At 44.6% G+C, this 14,948-nt stretch carries 13 protein-coding genes and 2 pseudogenes; 2 read left to right on the forward strand and 13 right to left on the reverse strand.

Features of this window, described 5'->3' with window-relative positions; translation table 11 throughout:
* Positions 1-62 precede the first annotated feature (62 nt).
* The 7 genes and pseudogenes from DWZ38_RS07170 to DWZ38_RS23390 form a co-directional block, all read right to left on the reverse strand.
* Entirely contained in the window at positions 63-815 is a 753-nt protein-coding gene (locus tag DWZ38_RS07170) for a F0F1 ATP synthase subunit A (RefSeq protein WP_347519108.1), read from the reverse strand.
* A gap of 71 nt (positions 816-886) precedes the next feature.
* The gene (locus DWZ38_RS07175; protein WP_021925148.1) at positions 887-1,312 is read right to left on the reverse strand and encodes an ATP synthase subunit I; all 426 of its coding nucleotides are present in this window, start codon (positions 1,310-1,312) and stop codon (positions 887-889) included.
* 13 nt (positions 1,313-1,325) lie between these two features.
* Entirely contained in the window at positions 1,326-1,589 is a 264-nt protein-coding gene (locus DWZ38_RS07180) for an AtpZ/AtpI family protein (RefSeq protein ID WP_021925149.1), read from the reverse strand.
* A 403-nt stretch (positions 1,590-1,992) separates the two neighbouring features.
* Complete coding sequence (locus DWZ38_RS07185) at positions 1,993-3,093, reverse strand: substrate-binding domain-containing protein (protein WP_021925150.1); 1,101 nt, start codon at positions 3,091-3,093, stop codon at positions 1,993-1,995.
* A gap of 135 nt (positions 3,094-3,228) precedes the next feature.
* Entirely contained in the window at positions 3,229-4,008 is a 780-nt protein-coding gene (locus DWZ38_RS07190) for an RluA family pseudouridine synthase (protein WP_021925151.1), read from the reverse strand.
* A 57-nt stretch (positions 4,009-4,065) separates the two neighbouring features.
* A complete protein-coding gene (locus DWZ38_RS07195) occupies positions 4,066-6,513 on the reverse strand; it encodes a hypothetical protein (RefSeq protein ID WP_117851250.1) in 2,448 nt (815 codons plus the stop codon).
* Positions 6,510-6,623, reverse strand: a pseudogene (locus DWZ38_RS23390) (DUF6783 domain-containing protein); the annotation flags it as partial. The pseudogene DWZ38_RS23390 and the gene DWZ38_RS07195, both read right to left, overlap by 4 nt.
* Between DWZ38_RS23390 and DWZ38_RS23395 the strand changes: the two are divergent.
* Positions 6,573-6,746: pseudogene (locus DWZ38_RS23395) on the forward strand (DUF6783 domain-containing protein). The pseudogenes DWZ38_RS23390 and DWZ38_RS23395 sit on opposite strands and share 51 nt — an antisense overlap.
* Here the strand turns inward: DWZ38_RS23395 and DWZ38_RS07205 are convergent.
* Together DWZ38_RS07205 and DWZ38_RS07210 are read right to left on the reverse strand one after the other, a co-directional pair.
* Positions 6,710-7,654: a glycosyltransferase family 2 protein gene (locus DWZ38_RS07205; RefSeq protein WP_021925153.1), complete on the reverse strand. Its 945-nt coding sequence runs from the start codon at positions 7,652-7,654 to the stop codon at positions 6,710-6,712. The pseudogene DWZ38_RS23395 and the gene DWZ38_RS07205 overlap by 37 nt on opposite strands.
* Before the next feature lie 1,227 nt (positions 7,655-8,881).
* The gene (locus DWZ38_RS07210; protein ID WP_117851255.1) at positions 8,882-11,140 is read right to left on the reverse strand and encodes a hydratase; all 2,259 of its coding nucleotides are present in this window, start codon (positions 11,138-11,140) and stop codon (positions 8,882-8,884) included.
* A 202-nt stretch (positions 11,141-11,342) separates the two neighbouring features.
* Between DWZ38_RS07210 and DWZ38_RS07215 the strand changes: the two genes are divergently transcribed.
* Positions 11,343-11,609 (forward strand): hypothetical protein, encoded by a 267-nt coding sequence (locus tag DWZ38_RS07215; protein WP_021926557.1) that lies wholly within the window; start codon positions 11,343-11,345, stop codon positions 11,607-11,609.
* A gap of 46 nt (positions 11,610-11,655) precedes the next feature.
* On the opposite strand, the gene DWZ38_RS07220 is transcribed toward DWZ38_RS07215, so the two are convergent.
* The 4 genes from DWZ38_RS07220 to DWZ38_RS07235 all read right to left on the reverse strand — a co-directional run bounded on the left by DWZ38_RS07220 (position 11,656) and on the right by DWZ38_RS07235 (position 14,877).
* Entirely contained in the window at positions 11,656-12,246 is a 591-nt protein-coding gene (locus DWZ38_RS07220; RefSeq protein WP_021926556.1) for a hypothetical protein, read from the reverse strand.
* Between the two features lie 2 nt (positions 12,247-12,248).
* Positions 12,249-13,010, reverse strand: a complete 762-nt coding sequence (locus DWZ38_RS07225) for a ribonuclease H family protein (protein ID WP_021926555.1) — start codon at positions 13,008-13,010, stop codon at positions 12,249-12,251.
* A 139-nt stretch (positions 13,011-13,149) separates the two neighbouring features.
* Positions 13,150-14,139, reverse strand: a complete 990-nt coding sequence (locus DWZ38_RS07230) for a D-2-hydroxyacid dehydrogenase (protein WP_330385654.1) — start codon at positions 14,137-14,139, stop codon at positions 13,150-13,152.
* A gap of 108 nt (positions 14,140-14,247) precedes the next feature.
* A complete protein-coding gene (locus DWZ38_RS07235; RefSeq protein ID WP_021926553.1) occupies positions 14,248-14,877 on the reverse strand; it encodes a hypothetical protein in 630 nt (209 codons plus the stop codon).
* Positions 14,878-14,948 lie beyond the last annotated feature (71 nt).

Consider the following 14,948-nt stretch of genomic DNA (forward strand, 5'->3'; position numbering starts at 1 on the left):
TCCTGTTATTTATGATTTCTCTTATTTTTGTTCTGCAAAAATCTTTGTCTTTCTGGCGGACATTATTCTTCTGCTGCATTGGCAATGTACATAACTGTCAGCATACAGAAAATAAATGCCTGCATGATTCCGGAAAACCAGTCAAAATAGACGGACAGGATGGCCGGAATACCAACATCCAGGAATGGAATCTTCGACAATACACTGCCTACAATACCTGGAATCAGTCCGAACAGCTTAGAGCTTGCCAGCGCTAACGCTGCGTAGATCAGACCGTTGATAACTACACCGGAAAGGATATTTCCGAAATGTCGGCATGCCATACTGATGGGCGTTGCAAGTTCGGAAAGAATATTAAACGGTGTCATAATCTTGATCGGGGTTGTAAAGCCCTTCAGATATCCGCCAAATCCGTTGGTCTTGATCTTCTGTGCCGTGATCATGGTAAATACCACAATTGCCCATGCGGCTTCTGTGGAAAGATCTGCCGTAGGGCTTCGAAGCCCGATCAGGCTGATCAGGTTGGATACCACGCTTGTAGCAAATAAAGCCGCCACAAAGGGAATCATGTAGCTGAATTTCTCGCCCATATTTCCGATTACAAACTTGTTGGCTGTCTCTACCAGAAGCTCGGCAACTGCCTGCCGTTTGGATATCTTTTCCACCTTCAGGTCATGGGTCAGCCAGATGCACAGTCCTGTGATCAGAAGCATGACCACCCAGCTTACCAACAGCGTTTCCGTGATCTGGAATTTCCCCAGTATGGGAATGTCAAAGGGGAACGTATAGAATATCCTGCCACCGGTTATTTCTATGTCCATGTACTCTCACCTCCTGTCATTTTTAAATTTGTAAAAATCTTTCTTATACAATTATCTGCGCTGCTTCATGCCTTCTGCTTACCGCCCAGGATTCCCACAGTCTTGATCACAATGTTTGGAAAAAGAAGGGGAAGAAGCCCGGCCACGAACTGAAAGCACGGAGCAGCAATTGCAAGAACTCCCCAGAGAAGCTGAAACATCATTCTCTGGCTGTAGCTTGTCTTCATCTTCATGGCAGCCTGCTTATCGTCTTCCATGGAAACCACCTTCTGTACGGTCATTCCCATCAGGAAAAAATTCAGCACTGCCACGATCCCGCCGATCAGTCCGGCCAAGATCACTGTATAATCAAACGGAATCTTCTGGGGCATAACTGCGTGTCCGATTCCAAATACAGCCCACATCAGAGCTACACAAATAAATGTACCAATGGCAACCTTCTTCGTCTCTTTCTTCACTGCGGGCTGCACATTTGCAAACATACTGCTCATATTAGTCTCCCTTCTAATGATGTCGGTTAAATGAAACTTTATTCTTCTTTTTCTCTTTTCTCTGATGGCTGGTTACGGACAGGTACAGCTTATATGCTACTGTAAAGGATCCTCCCAGACCAAAAAAGAAGCCGGGAAGAAATACCCATTCCCCGATTCCCAGATGGGCCGTCAGCCACCAGCAGATCAAAAGGCACAGAAGCAATGGAGTGATAAAGGACAGTCCAAACTGACTGAGCATTGTCAGATTCCTGATTATATCTCCCCACTTTTTCATAAAAACCTCCTGCTTAAAGTCTCATTTTATAGACAGATTTTAACACACTCCCGTGTGAATGGCAACTTTATTTGTGAAAATTGTTTAAAAATCAACTTGTATTTTTTGTCATATCGTCAATTTTTTCACACTTCAAAAAGTAACTATATGCTAGCAAATTTATTTGTTTTTGTCGCTATACAATCCTTCAGAATTGACTAAAATTCAGACAGACCCTGTGATTTTGTCTAAAATTTGTCAGAAATTTTTCTGCGGTGCTTCCGAATTTCTCCGGAAATATAAAAAAACTGCCTTGTAACAGCATTCCCATTCTCTGGTAAAATCATGCTATACAAAGCAGTTTCTCTTTCGTAAGTTCTGTGTTCTTATGTGAATTCTATATTTTGTCTGCGGCTCCTGTCAGTCAGTTGGAATACAGATACGCGCTGTTGGCAGGATCGTCAATATTGGAGGCATCGATCCAGGCCGGATCAATGCGCAGGTTTCTGGTGATCTCCACGCTCTTATTCGGCGCTGTGGTCAAAAGTGCAGTCCAGATTGTCTGATAGCCGATTGCATATGGCTGCTGGGAGACAACGCCCACTTCCTTGCTGTTTCGGATGGCTTCCTGCTGCTTGGCTGTGGCATCTACGCCTACCATCACAACCGGATCCTGAGTTTCATCCTTCGGCATATCCAGATAAAGGTCGGAAATATCTGCATTGGTACAGAAAACGCCCTCCAGCTGCGGATTCTTTTCCAGCACTTCCTGCATAGCAGCAGTCATGTCGTCTACCTGATCCTGATATACAATCTCAACCACATCAATATCCGGATAGTTCTCCATATAGCTGGTAAAGCCTTCTACGCGCTCCTGGATGCTCTGAGTCTTCTCCTGTGCAGAAAATACCGCAACCTTGCCCATCTTGCCGATCGCCACTGCAAGCCTGTATGCAGCGATCTCGCCTACACGTTTATTATCGGTTCCGCGAAAAGCACGAACCATCTTGCTGTCACTTACGCTGGAATCAAATGCCACAACCGGGATTCCGTTCTCTTTGGCGGATTCAAGCTGTGCCTGAAGAGAATTGGTATCGCTTGCGGAAATACACAGCACATCTGGATTCTCGGCGATAACGGCATCCAGGGTATTCACCTGGCTGGACACATCCTTCTCATCACTGGCTCCTTCAAAGGTCATAGTGATCTGTTCATCTTTTCCAAAGCCGTATGCCTCATTTACATCCTCCACAGCCTGTTCCATTCCCTGTCTCACAAGGCTCCAGTAGGAACCGCTTGTACTCTTGCTTACCACCGCAATGCGGGCTCCCGGCTGAATTTCCACGGAGGCATCGATTTCGGGAATAACCGGGTCCTCTTCCTCCTGCGCTTCCTGTGACGTCTCTGCAGTCTGTATGTCTGCAACCAAAGGTTCTATTACTTTCTCAACTTCTTCTTTTTTACATCCGTTCAAAGTGCATAATACAGTCAGAAGAACAGCAGGTATCACTGCTACTTTTCTCATTTTGTCCACTCCTTATATCTCTAAAACATCTGTCTTTTTATAAAAGCAACTTAAATTGCCTGGTTAACCTTATTTTAATCTTGCTTTTACATTATACACGTTTTCCGTCTGCCGTCCATAGTTTTCATTATTTTTTCATATTTTGAAGCCGTCAAATGCGGGAGACTGGGGTGTTGTCTGGAATTTCATCACCTTTCCGAATGCCGGATGGGTGAAGGTCAGGCTGGCTGCACATAGGGCCAGCCCCCCGGTTCCAATAGGGATTCCGGTGTCTGAGCCGTATTTGCGGTCCCCTGCCAGGGGCATTCCTGCATGCGCCATCTGCACCCGGATCTGGTGATGGCGTCCGGTGTCCAGGTGAATGCGCAGCAGCCATTTGGGCTTTCCGCTGATCTTATCCTGTGTTTCGTCCAGCACTTCGTAAGAAAGTCTGGCCTTTTTGGCACCGGGAGTACCAGGGGAAACTACGGAGGAGGTGTTGGTTTTTCCATCTTTTTTCAGATAGTCTTCCAAAATCTTTGGTTCATGCTTTTTTCCTGACCTGGTCTCATCTGAATCTGCTTCCGTGCTCCTTGCTGTCTCACTTTTTTCATATTCAGCAGGTCTTCCAAAGGTTACTGCCAGGTAGATTTTTTCCATTTTTCCAGCGGTAATCTGTGCGCTTAAATTCCTGGCTGCCTTAGGATTCCTGGCGAATACCAGAACGCCCTCCACCGGCTGATCCAGCCTGTGAACCACCGCCAGATAAGGAATCTGTCTCCCATTCCCGGCTGATGCCAGGTAATTCTTCAGGCCGCTTTCCAGATCCATCGCCCCAATCCTGGCATTCTGCACCGCAATCCCGGCAGGCTTGCGGCATACGATGATGTCTTTATCTTCAAAAAGAATGTATTTCTCTGCGTTTGCCTCCAGCACTTTATACGCTCCTCTTCTTAATACTTATGACATTTCTATTTTCCAGAGCCATAAATATTATGCAATTTTATAAATCGTAAAGTTATTGGCTTCTCCAACCTGTTCAAGTCCTGTGGTATCTTCCATATCCTGCAGGCTTAAAACATAGGTTACGCCAAGCTCTTTCAGCTTCTCTGCTGTTACTTCTACTTTCAGTACATCCGCTGCTCCAAGTCCCACCTTGGTTTCGTCACCGATCTCTACGCTCACATGTGCGTAGCGGTTCCAGTACTGATCCTGGTCACTGAGTCCCAAATCTTCCCAGAGCTTCTCATCCGGATAGGTTGCCACGGCATTTAATGTTTTCGCCCCCACAACGGTAGGAAGATTTTCATACATAAATGCGTCTCCGGTAACTACCCACATACCTTCTTCCTGGGAATTCAATTTCTCAATCTGCTGTACCACAGGAAGCTTATAAACGTTGTCAAGGCCGCTGCATACCGGATTGACAAGACCGCCGCCCACCAGGTTTACAGAAATCATAAGAACTGCAAACGCCATCTGGTATTCCTTTTTTTCAAAGTGAAGCAACAGCAGGGTAACTCCAATTACGGAAATCAAAATGATCACTTTAAATGCAGGCGTGATGGATGCTGTGTTTCCCCAGTATGACATGATGGCAGTCACAATTGCAACTGGAAGAAACAGCTTGAAATTTGCGGCTGTTTTTTCCGATGCTGCCAGGCTTCTGAGAAGCAGAATAATATTCAGGAGACCAATGGCATTATACAGACGATAAGATGCATGTCCAAGAAGAGACAGCTTTATAATAAGGTCCGGCATTCTGAACAGGAAAAACAGGATCAGAAATGCATTGAATACATTTAAAACGATCAGCCAGAGATCTTTCTTTTTGCTTTTCACTAACGCGATCAGAGAAAGAACCATGCCAAGTGGGAACAGACTGATGAAATCCGACTCTTCGCAAGGGTTGCCTGTATCTCCAAATGACCACAGCCAGGAACTCCAGCTCTTGAAGAGCCTGTCAAAATCGCCCATAGATCCGGCGTAGGTACGGGCCCCCGGATATACGGTATTCATTTCTGCCGTAATTGTGTCCATAGAAGTACTGAAAATATAAACCATGCTCACAGCCAGCACCAGAATTCCGGCACCCCAAAGCAGTACATCCTGTTTCTTTATGTGGATCCGCTTTCGGTCCTCCAGGATCATGGCCAGCGCACATGCAAGGAAAACGAAAAACAGTGGGATCATCCACGCCGGATATAAGGTCATGATATAGCCGCCTGCACAGATCACCAGGCCCACAACCATAATGCATTTTCTTTTCAGGGAATCCGTGCGTACATAATAATAAAGAATGATCAGCGCCAGCTGTCCAAAGATCAGCATTTCTACCAGTTCGTTAATGGAAAACCACCACTGCACCACCGGTGCAAAGCTGATCATAAACGCGTATACGGTGGAAAGCATCCGCTTATCTTTTGTAAAAATACGGCCAAACTCAAAGGATACCAGAAAACAAATCACAAGTCTTGAAGACCAGTAAAATGCCAGTCCACGTTCTGCACCAAACAGGATATATCCCATAGAAAACGGGCGGAACAATGTAGTCAGGTTCAGCACCGGCTGACCATATACAATAAACATATCGGAAGGTGTATATCCCCACACATCTGAAAACCAGTGGAATCCTGATCTCACCTGTGACAGTGCCATCTCTGTAAACACTACATATTCATCTGTCCGAATGCTTCTGGAGGTTCCCCATACTCTGGAAACGTCCCTTCCGGTCAAAAGTTCCCCAAGGACTCCAATGGAGGAACCATGCAGCTTCAAAATCGTACAAAAGGCAATTACGATTGCGCCGATCACCCAGCGGTAACGAAATGCCATTTCACAAAATCTGCCAAAATCCTGTGCTGCCAGAAACAGAAGAAAAATTCCTATAAAATACAGGAAGATCCGAAGGCCTGACAGATTCGCAAAGCTGTGCTTCAGATAGGTCAGCGTATGCGGGTTTAAGCAAAGTTCATCAAAAACGTAAGAATCCCCTTCTTGATCCCCGATGTCGACTCTCAGAGATTCCACTTCTCCATTGATCGCGGAAGTAACAAATCTCTGATTTTCATAATAAGAAAATTCCACACTCTTTTCTTCTGAGAATTCCTCGCCTGAAGCGGCATAATAAACACGGACATCCAACACAGAGGATGACAGACTCTTTAAGCCCAGCTGAAAGGAACTTACACTTTGGTTAATATCTTTAAAAATCAGCTGCGGGTCCTCCCCTGCAGCTGTTACTTTTCCATCTTTGATCTCACAGTTGACCAGTTCCGCATCTTTCATGGACAAAGTCAGCTGCTGGTTTGAATTCCCATGTGCACCCAAAAGTGAATGATAATCCAGGGTCATCATAAATTCTGCAAGAACAGCAAGTACTACTGCATACAAGATATATTTCAGCAGTGTCCTGCCATTTTTCATTGTTTCTTCTCTCATTTTCTTCTCCCCAGGCTAGAGCGTGTTTGAAAAAGGCTTTCTGCAAGATGTGCGTCACAATTTGTGGGAGATTTTACCCGGAGGAGGGCGTCGTAGCGGGCTACGACAACCGAATTCGGGTGAAATCTCCCGCAAAGTGAGGCGTGCAGATTGCGGGAATGATTTTTCAAACAGGCTCTAAATCGTGTCTGCAAAATCAATTTTTCTTTTCTGCCTCCAGTTTCCTTGCATAGCAGTCGTGCAGCTGCATTTCAAAATCCTGACGGTTCTTGCGGTACATGGTCTGCAGGATCAGGCCAGCAAAAAAGGACTGGATGGATGCCAGTGCCACAAAGCCACAGACGATCAGAGTTGGGAAATTCGGCACCATTCCTGTATCTGCGTATGTGATCCACACCGGAATGAAAAATCCAATGGCCAGCACCATAAGGATCGCAGCCACGGTTCCAAAGAACGCAAGAGGACGATAAGTCTGGAAAAGGCGCACAATAGTTCCGATTACTTTGATACCGTCTGAATAGGTATTCAGCTTGGACACACTTCCTTCCGGGCGGTCTCTGTAATCAATTACCACATTCTCCACAAACATGTTTTTGTCAATGGCATGAATGCTCATTTCTGTCTCAATCTCAAATCCCTTGGACAATACCGGGAATGTTTTTACAAACCGATAGCTGAACGCACGGTATCCGGTCATAATGTCCTTAATATCATTTTTGAAAAATGTATTGATTCCCCATCTTACAATGGAATTTCCAAAATTGTGAAATGGGCGTTTATTTTCCTCAAAATAGGTGGAGGAAAGGCGGTCTCCTACAACCATGTCCACATTTCTCTCCAGCACTTTATCTGCCATCTCTCTTGCAGATTCTGCCGGATAGGTATCATCTCCGTCTACCATAAGATAGCACTCTGCATCTACTTCCTGGAACATTCTTCGTATTACATTGCCTTTTCCCTGGTAATATTCATGACGGACAACTGCACCGGCTTTCGCTGCGATTTCGGCAGTTCCGTCTGTAGAATTGTTGTCATACACATAGATCACTGCTTCCGGCAGTACTCTCTTAAAATCTGTCACTACTTTTTCGATTGTTTTCCCCTCGTTATAACAGGGAACCAATACTGCTATTTTATCCATAACTTCTCCTGTAATTTAATTATAATTTTCCGTTTGGGTATGCGGTATTTTTCTTGTTAATTCTTAGTTATCTTACTATATCCGCTCCTGTTTCGCAAGCCGGAAATCCCCCACTTCTAAGTTTCCCTGCAAAATATCTTTATTTTTCCTTACAGACAAAAAGGTCGGTCATCACTTGTACTTGCGTTTCAAATGATGACCGACCTAAAACTCTTCAGTATTCAATGGTCTTTTCCTCGTTTTTCAAAATTAATTGTCAACGTGGTCTGTATTCAGTTGTTCTATATTCAGTTGCCTGTTTTTATTTAAAATATCTTCTCTTATTTCCTGCTCATAAACGATATGATTTTTATCATTCGGTTTATTTAGAAGTTTCATAGATTTAAATTATAATTTCACGGATTATAATTCGTTTCCAGAAATACCGGATATACTTCTCATGCTCTGAATCATTCTTATAAACAATTTCAAACTTAAATATGTTAAATCCAAAACCACTTACCGGTCCATTGCTCTCTTATAAAAGAAAAGTATGAGCGGAAGTTCCTGATGTATTTCTGATCAGAATATCGATTGTGATATTCTGCTAATGCAAAGCTTCGATTCATATTCTAATGGATCAATATGGATCTCAAGATATCGTTCTTATCTGTGATAAGGGTTATATCCTTCAGAAAATGTTTCTTTACACAAGTTCTGAATCTTTGTATTAGGGGTGGACAGTTGTTCAATATAAGTAATCGCTTCTATATTACCTTGGATACGGTTCTTAGTATCAACTTGATCAAGTGATATCTAAAAGATTGTTTACACGTTATTCGTATCAGGTCTTCTTGCAGGAAATGCGATTCCTGTCTCTCTTATATTGATGGGGTGAAATTCTATGTTCCCATTGGAATCACTAAGCTCCTTTCTGCTTGTATCTTATTTGCCTTCAGATCTTTGATTTAGATCTTTTTGTTTTTCTTTTGTTTTCTTTTGATGGTCTTATATTACCATGGCTTTCCACATTTGTCAACACTTTTTTAAATATTTTTAAATTAATTCTGTTTTATTTTTTATAGTCGTTTTTATATCTGTTATTTATTTTAATATTTATAATTATTCTGAATATTTATAAAAAGCATGTAACTGCAAAAGGGGGCAAAAAGGGCAGCTCTGTCACTGCTGTAACAGAACTGCCCATGGACCAGAAAGGAACCTAAATAAGGGTTCCTTCCCTGCGTTTTATTTTCTGTTGTAATTGATCAGACAGCCTTTGAGGATGATTTCTCTCTCATCATCTGTCAGCTCGCCAAGTGTTACGGTAAACGGAACCATCTTGTCCTCTTTTACGGTATATCCGGTAATGCTGTCTGCTTTCTCCTCAACGGCCTTGCGGACTCCCGGGAAGAACAGGTAGTCGCCGTTTGCAAACGGAAGGTCGCCTGCCGGAATAAGGAATGGAAGCATGCCCCAGTTGATCAGGTTGGAACGGTAACGCTTGGTTGCATACTCATTGGCAATGTTTGCCCAGCCGCCAAGTACCTTCTGGCAGGAAGCAGCCTGCTCACGGGCGGAGCCATCTCCTGGCTTCACGGCAAAGATCGTGCTTCCAACGCCAAGGTTGCCTTTGCCTACTTCCGGATACTCTTTGTGTACGGTTTCCATAACCGATTTCAGCTCTGGCAGTACATCCAACGGACATTCTCCATTCTCTATAGCATGCTCTGCTTTCTGTACCTCTTTGGCACGTCCTACATAAGCCGGGTCTTTTCTGGAAAGAGTGAACTCGGCAAGTCCCAGAGGATTGGAACGATAGGAGGATGTCTCACCGGAAGGAATCAGCTCATCTGTGGTAGTTACCGGATCATGAATCTCGGATACAACCTTCAGCACCAGATTCTCTGCAAGTGCAGGCATCTTTGGCCAATCCTTGATGTTCGGTCCAAACTGAATCTCAACAGACGGATCAGCCACACCCTTGCTGTCAAATACGCGGTTTGCATAAATATTCTTATCAAAGAAATACTTCTGTCCTCTGTATTCGCCTGTGAAGTTCTCTGCAGAGGTCAAAAAGCCCTTGTTCGCTGCAGTGGCTGCAATGGAACGTGCATCCATAAGTGCAACGGAAGAAATCTGACCGTTCTGGATTTTGGAGCCTTCACGGTTCGGGAAGTTTCTTGTAGTATGACGGATACTGAATGCATTATTTGCAGGAGTATCACCAGCGCCAAAGCAAGGTCCGCAGAATGCAGTTTTTACAACTGCACCTGTCTCAAGAAGGTCTGCCAGAACACCGTTTTTAGCCAGTTCCATATAAATCGGTGTGCTTGCCGGATAAACGCTTAGGGTGAATGCATCTGCACCGATGCTGGTGCCACGGAGAATATCAGCTGCTGCACAAATATTCTCAAATCCGCCGCCTGCGCATCCTGCGATGATTCCCTGATCTACATAGAGCTTGCCGTCGATTACTTTATTTCTCAATGTAAACGGAACCTTACCGTCCAGACTGATCTGTGCCTTCTTCTCAACATCTGCGAGAATATCGTCCAGATTTGCATTCAGTTCATCAATTGTATATGTATTGCTTGGATGGAACGGCATTGCGATCATTGGCTTGATTTCACTAAGGTCGATTTCCACGCAGCCATCATAATATGCAACATTGCCTGGCTTCAACTCCTTATAGCCTTCTGCTCTGCCGTGGATCTCGTAGAATTCCTGAATCTTCTCATCAGTCTGCCAGATAGAGGAAAGACAGGTAGTCTCTGTAGTCATAACATCCACACCGATACGGAAATCTGCGCTTAAGCTTGCAACACCAGGTCCTACGAACTCCATAACCTTATTCTTCACATAGCCATTTCCAAAAACCTTGCCGATAATAGCAAGCGCAACGTCCTGCGGTCCAACACCTGGGCGTGGTGTGCCTTTCAGATAAATGGCCACAACACCTGGCATGTTGATATCATAGGTCTGGGAAAGAAGCTGCTTTACAAGCTCCGGTCCGCCCTCGCCCATGGCCATGGTTCCCAGTGCACCATAACGGGTATGACTGTCTGAGCCAAGGATCATCTTACCGCACTCAGCGAGCATTTCACGGGCAAACTGATGAATAACGGCCTGATGAGGCGGAACATAGACACCGCCGTATTTCTTCGCACAGGTAAGACCAAACATATGGTCATCTTCATTAATAGTTCCACCTACTGCGCAAAGAGAGTTATGACAGTTAGTGAGAACGTAAGGAACCGGGAAACGCTCCAGACCGGAAGCTCGTGCAGTCTGGATAATTCCTACAAAGGTAATATCATGAGATGTCAGCTTGTCAAATTTAATCTGAAGCTTGTCCATATTACCTGAGGTATTGTGGGCACTTAAAATGGAATACGCAATGGTATTTCTGGCTGCTTCTTCCTGGGAAACCGGAAGCTGTGCCTTGGCTGCAGGAATAATTTCCTGTCCATTATTAAGATACACGCCTGTATCATATAATTTCATAATAAAGCTCCTCCTAATGTGAATATGATTGATAGATGACGAATATTACCGTAATTATAGTAGATTTCTCACCAAGAATCAAGCACAAACACTTTAGTACGCTAAAAAGTATTTCTGCAGCTCTTACTTTCCGGTTGCAACTTGTGTAAATCAATGTTATGGTAATAACTATTAATTGCAAAACAAATAGGAGGTGTTCCACATGTTCCGCCTGTGGGGAAGAATCTGGAAAGATAACCATATGTTAAAAGACACTGTAATCTGTGATGACCGCCAGGAGACCAGGACACACAAGGTTTTTCACTGCCTGGAGCAGATCTGCTATGAGCTGGATCTTGGCAATCCCATCTGGCTTGACACCACTGTCCGGGATTTTAAGAAGCACAGCAAAGCACGGTTTTATCAGGATAATTTCATTGAGCAGATTGACTTCGATTACCTGGAAATCCAGGTGATTGAGGAGGATTAGATGCGGCAGGGGGATGGCAGATGTATGGTCTGCAATCCCCCTTTGGTTATGAATTTGTATTCTTTTTGTTTTTTGCCTGGCGTTTTCTTTCTTCGTAGAGACGGCGGCGTTCGTTGCGGGCTTTGGTTTTGGCGTCTATCAGTTCTTCATGCTTCACTATATCACTTATTTCAACTTTTACGCCCCATTGCTCTAACTGTGCCATTGTTTTCTTCTTCTCTTCATTATTTTTCCAACAAATACAAAAATCTGTTAAAAAGTGAAGATTAAAGTCAGGCATAAAATTATCTTTGGTAAGCTTCTTTCCTCTCCAATTCACAGTTCTAGCGGAAAAATATAGCGTATCAGTCCTATATTTTCTCGTTATATCATTATAAACCAGGTGAATCTCTTCCCATCTATACTCTTTTTTTATCCACAACCACTTAACAGTACATCCATCTGAGGTTAAATCAACAATTACAAATATTTCTATTATACCAAGTATCCCGACCAGTGAAATCAACACACATGAAATCATTCCAGTGATCCCCATTACCGGATCTTCAGCTCTGTTTAAAAATGACCACGCAGCCATTCCAAGCCATGCAGTTGTATAAGCTACAAAGAGCACCAACGCCCCAATTTTAGATTTCATTCCTATATCCCCAGTGCTGATTTCGCAAGCTGATCAGCCATGTCGTTATATTTGTCATTGGAATGGCCTTTTACTTTCACGAAATGGATCTTTATTTTCTTAGAGGCAGCCTGGTAGAATGCCTGGTAGGCCTGGGTGCCGGATTTGTTGGCTTTCCAGGCGCCGGTGCACCATTTGGCAATGCCTTCGTAATCGTGGTAGATGGTAATTTCGGGAATGTTGTGATCCATTGCGTACTGCATGGCGGCCTCGGAGCCTTTGATTTCTCCTGCCACGTTGTGCATCAGCGCCAGTTCTTTGTCTGTCATTTTCTGGCAGAAGGTATGCTCTTCGCCATCCTGAAGAATCACCATTCCGTAGGAAAATTCGCCAGTGTCTGAGCGGTAGCTTCCGTCTACGTAAGCTATCACACCCCCTGATGAATTTTGGCTGGGTATTCTATTGCCAGCTGCAACACCGCAATCAGCAGACGCATTGCTTCTGACTGCATATTTCGTTCCAAACGCTCCACTGCCAACTGCTGCGTCTCCTTGTCTTCCAGCTGCACTTATCACATCTGACGCCCCACTACCTGCTGCATCACCTTTATTCCCGGGCGCTGCCTGCGCGCTCTCACCGCCGACAAAGGCCTTCGCTTCCTCCATAGTCCCGAAGCTCTTAAACTCCGCCCCGGAAAATCCGGTCACCTGCTTCTGGCACTCTGCCCAGGTTGCAAACACTCCTGTTTTTCTTCCTTTTCTCACTGCATAGTATTTCTTCGCCATGTAGCCTCCCTGATTCCAGCTTAAAATCGGTTACTGTTCATCTCGTGACCAGTAACCAAAACTTCTCACATCTTTTCCCCCATTATAACTGTCCCTTTCACTCTCTTCAAGAAGGAATCGCTGCATGTGTATTTTTCTCTTAATAAACCCGGTTTGTTGCATCCCCATTCTGGAAGCGCTGAATGTTTTTAACTACCTCATCTACTACGCGGAAGCGGGTTTCTTTGGCTGCCCAGGCAATGTGAGGGGTGATGATCAGCTTGTTGCTGTCCTGGATTTTCAGAAGAGGATTCTCCGGGTCCATGGGCTCTTTGCAAAGCACATCCAGGCCTGCTGCCCCAATGGAACCTTCTGTAAGAGCGGTATACAGATCTGCCTCATTGACGATTGCACCTCTTGCCAGGTTCAGAAAAATGGCGGTCTTCTTCATCTTGCGGAAATTTTCCAGGGTCATCAGATTCTCTGTATAAGCATTCAGTGGTGCATGTACAGACACAATATCAGACCGGGAAAGAAGCTCGTCCAGGCCTACCTGCTCATAGGTGGTATTGTATTTGCTTCCGGATGCGGAATAGCACAGAATATGGCATCCGAAGGCTTCCGCAATCTGCGCCACCTTCCTGCCGATGGCTCCAAGGCCAATGATTCCCCATGTTTTTCCATCCAGTTCAAAGAAATTCTGGGCAAAATGAGAGAAGCAGCTTCCACGGGAATACTCCCCGGATTTCACATAATTGTCGTAGTAGTTCAGCTTCTCCAGCACATAGAACAGCAGGGCAAAGGTATGCTGCGCAACTCCGTTTGTGGAGTAGCCTGCAACATTGTATGCGGCGATTCCTCTTTTTTTCAGATAGTCACCGTCAAGGTTGTTAAAACCAGTGGCAGTCAGGCACACCAGCTTCAGGTTCTTCGCTTTCCCGATGGTCTCCTCACAGATTGGCACCTTATTGGCTACGATCACATCTGCATCCAGAGTCTTCGCTTCCATCTCATCTGCGGTTGTTGTGCGGTAAATTACCACTTCTCCAAGAGCTTCAAATGGAGTGAATACCATATCCTCGCCCAAGCTGTCTGCTTCCAGAATTACAATTTTCATCTCATTGTCCTCGCTTTCTTTTGTTTTGATCATATAATACTGCAATCGTTCCGATATCTAAACCAATTTGTAACGGAACAATCTTTGAATCTAACCTCTTAAAAAGGCGCAGGAATGTAACTCCTGCGCCTTTGCTGATTGCTATGCCATAAATTCCCGAATGATTTCTCTCATAATCTTCTCTTCCTCAGGTGTAAGCATTTTGCTGAAATGGCTGCCGGATGCGGCAGTCTGTTTAATGCTGCTTGTGATCCGGTCGATCACCTCTTCCTGGAGAACCGGATCTGTCTTCTTTCCTGCCGGAATTTCCTCTGCCCAGGTGCGCATCTGCTCCACATAATCTGCAAGGGTGTTTATCACCAGTTCTTCTTTGTAGGAAAAGTCCAGTGCCTGGCGCAAAAGCAAAAGCGCCACCGGAAGCGTGGCTCCCACATACAGATACGTAAGGGGCAATCCCTCCTCCAGCTTCAGAACTGTGGAAAAATAAACGGCAAGTCCAAGAAGCGCTATGGATATAAGCGCCGGATACCACACCAGACGGTTCATCCTGTGCAAAAGCCTGTCCCTGGTTTTCCAAAGGTTTAGCCATTTCTCTTTCAGATTCACCTTGCCTGTGATGCCCCCATTTTTACTTCCTGCTTTCCTGCTTCCAGTACTTTTTAACATTCTTCTGTAGGTGAGGTTTGTTGCCAGCATTCCAATTGCTCCCACAGCCCCAATGGCTGCCATACTGTAGAGCAATATATGCAAGTCCATGATTTTTTCCAGCATAATGTCCTCCTTCACAGATAAGCTTTAAGAACATTATACCTCTATGTACATTTATGGGAAACATAATTCGT

This window comes from Ruminococcus sp. AF31-8BH, from assembly GCF_003460605.1.
GTDB lineage: Bacteria > Bacillota > Clostridia > Lachnospirales > Lachnospiraceae > Blautia_A > Blautia_A acetigignens.

Bases quoted from the DNA above. Each gene is read 5' to 3' on its own strand.
- DWZ38_RS07175 (WP_021925148.1), bottom strand. From the start codon at position 1,312: ATGAGCAGTATGTTTGCAAATGTGCAGCCCGCAGTGAAGAAAGAGACG.
- DWZ38_RS07180 (WP_021925149.1), bottom strand. From the start codon at position 1,589: ATGAAAAAGTGGGGAGATATAATCAGGAATCTGACAATGCTCAGTCAG.
- DWZ38_RS07185 (WP_021925150.1), bottom strand. From the start codon at position 3,093: ATGAGAAAAGTAGCAGTGATACCTGCTGTTCTTCTGACTGTATTATGC.
- DWZ38_RS07195 (WP_117851250.1), bottom strand. From the start codon at position 6,513: ATGAGAGAAGAAACAATGAAAAATGGCAGGACACTGCTGAAATATATC.
- DWZ38_RS07205 (WP_021925153.1), bottom strand. From the start codon at position 7,654: ATGGATAAAATAGCAGTATTGGTTCCCTGTTATAACGAGGGGAAAACA.
- DWZ38_RS07210 (WP_117851255.1), bottom strand. From the start codon at position 11,140: ATGAAATTATATGATACAGGCGTGTATCTTAATAATGGACAGGAAATT.
- DWZ38_RS07215 (WP_021926557.1), top strand. From the start codon at position 11,343: ATGTTCCGCCTGTGGGGAAGAATCTGGAAAGATAACCATATGTTAAAA.
- DWZ38_RS07220 (WP_021926556.1), bottom strand. From the start codon at position 12,246: ATGAAATCTAAAATTGGGGCGTTGGTGCTCTTTGTAGCTTATACAACT.
- DWZ38_RS07225 (WP_021926555.1), bottom strand. From the start codon at position 13,010: ATGGCGAAGAAATACTATGCAGTGAGAAAAGGAAGAAAAACAGGAGTG.
- DWZ38_RS07230 (WP_330385654.1), bottom strand. From the start codon at position 14,139: ATGATCAAAACAAAAGAAAGCGAGGACAATGAGATGAAAATTGTAATT.
- DWZ38_RS07235 (WP_021926553.1), bottom strand. From the start codon at position 14,877: ATGCTGGAAAAAATCATGGACTTGCATATATTGCTCTACAGTATGGCA.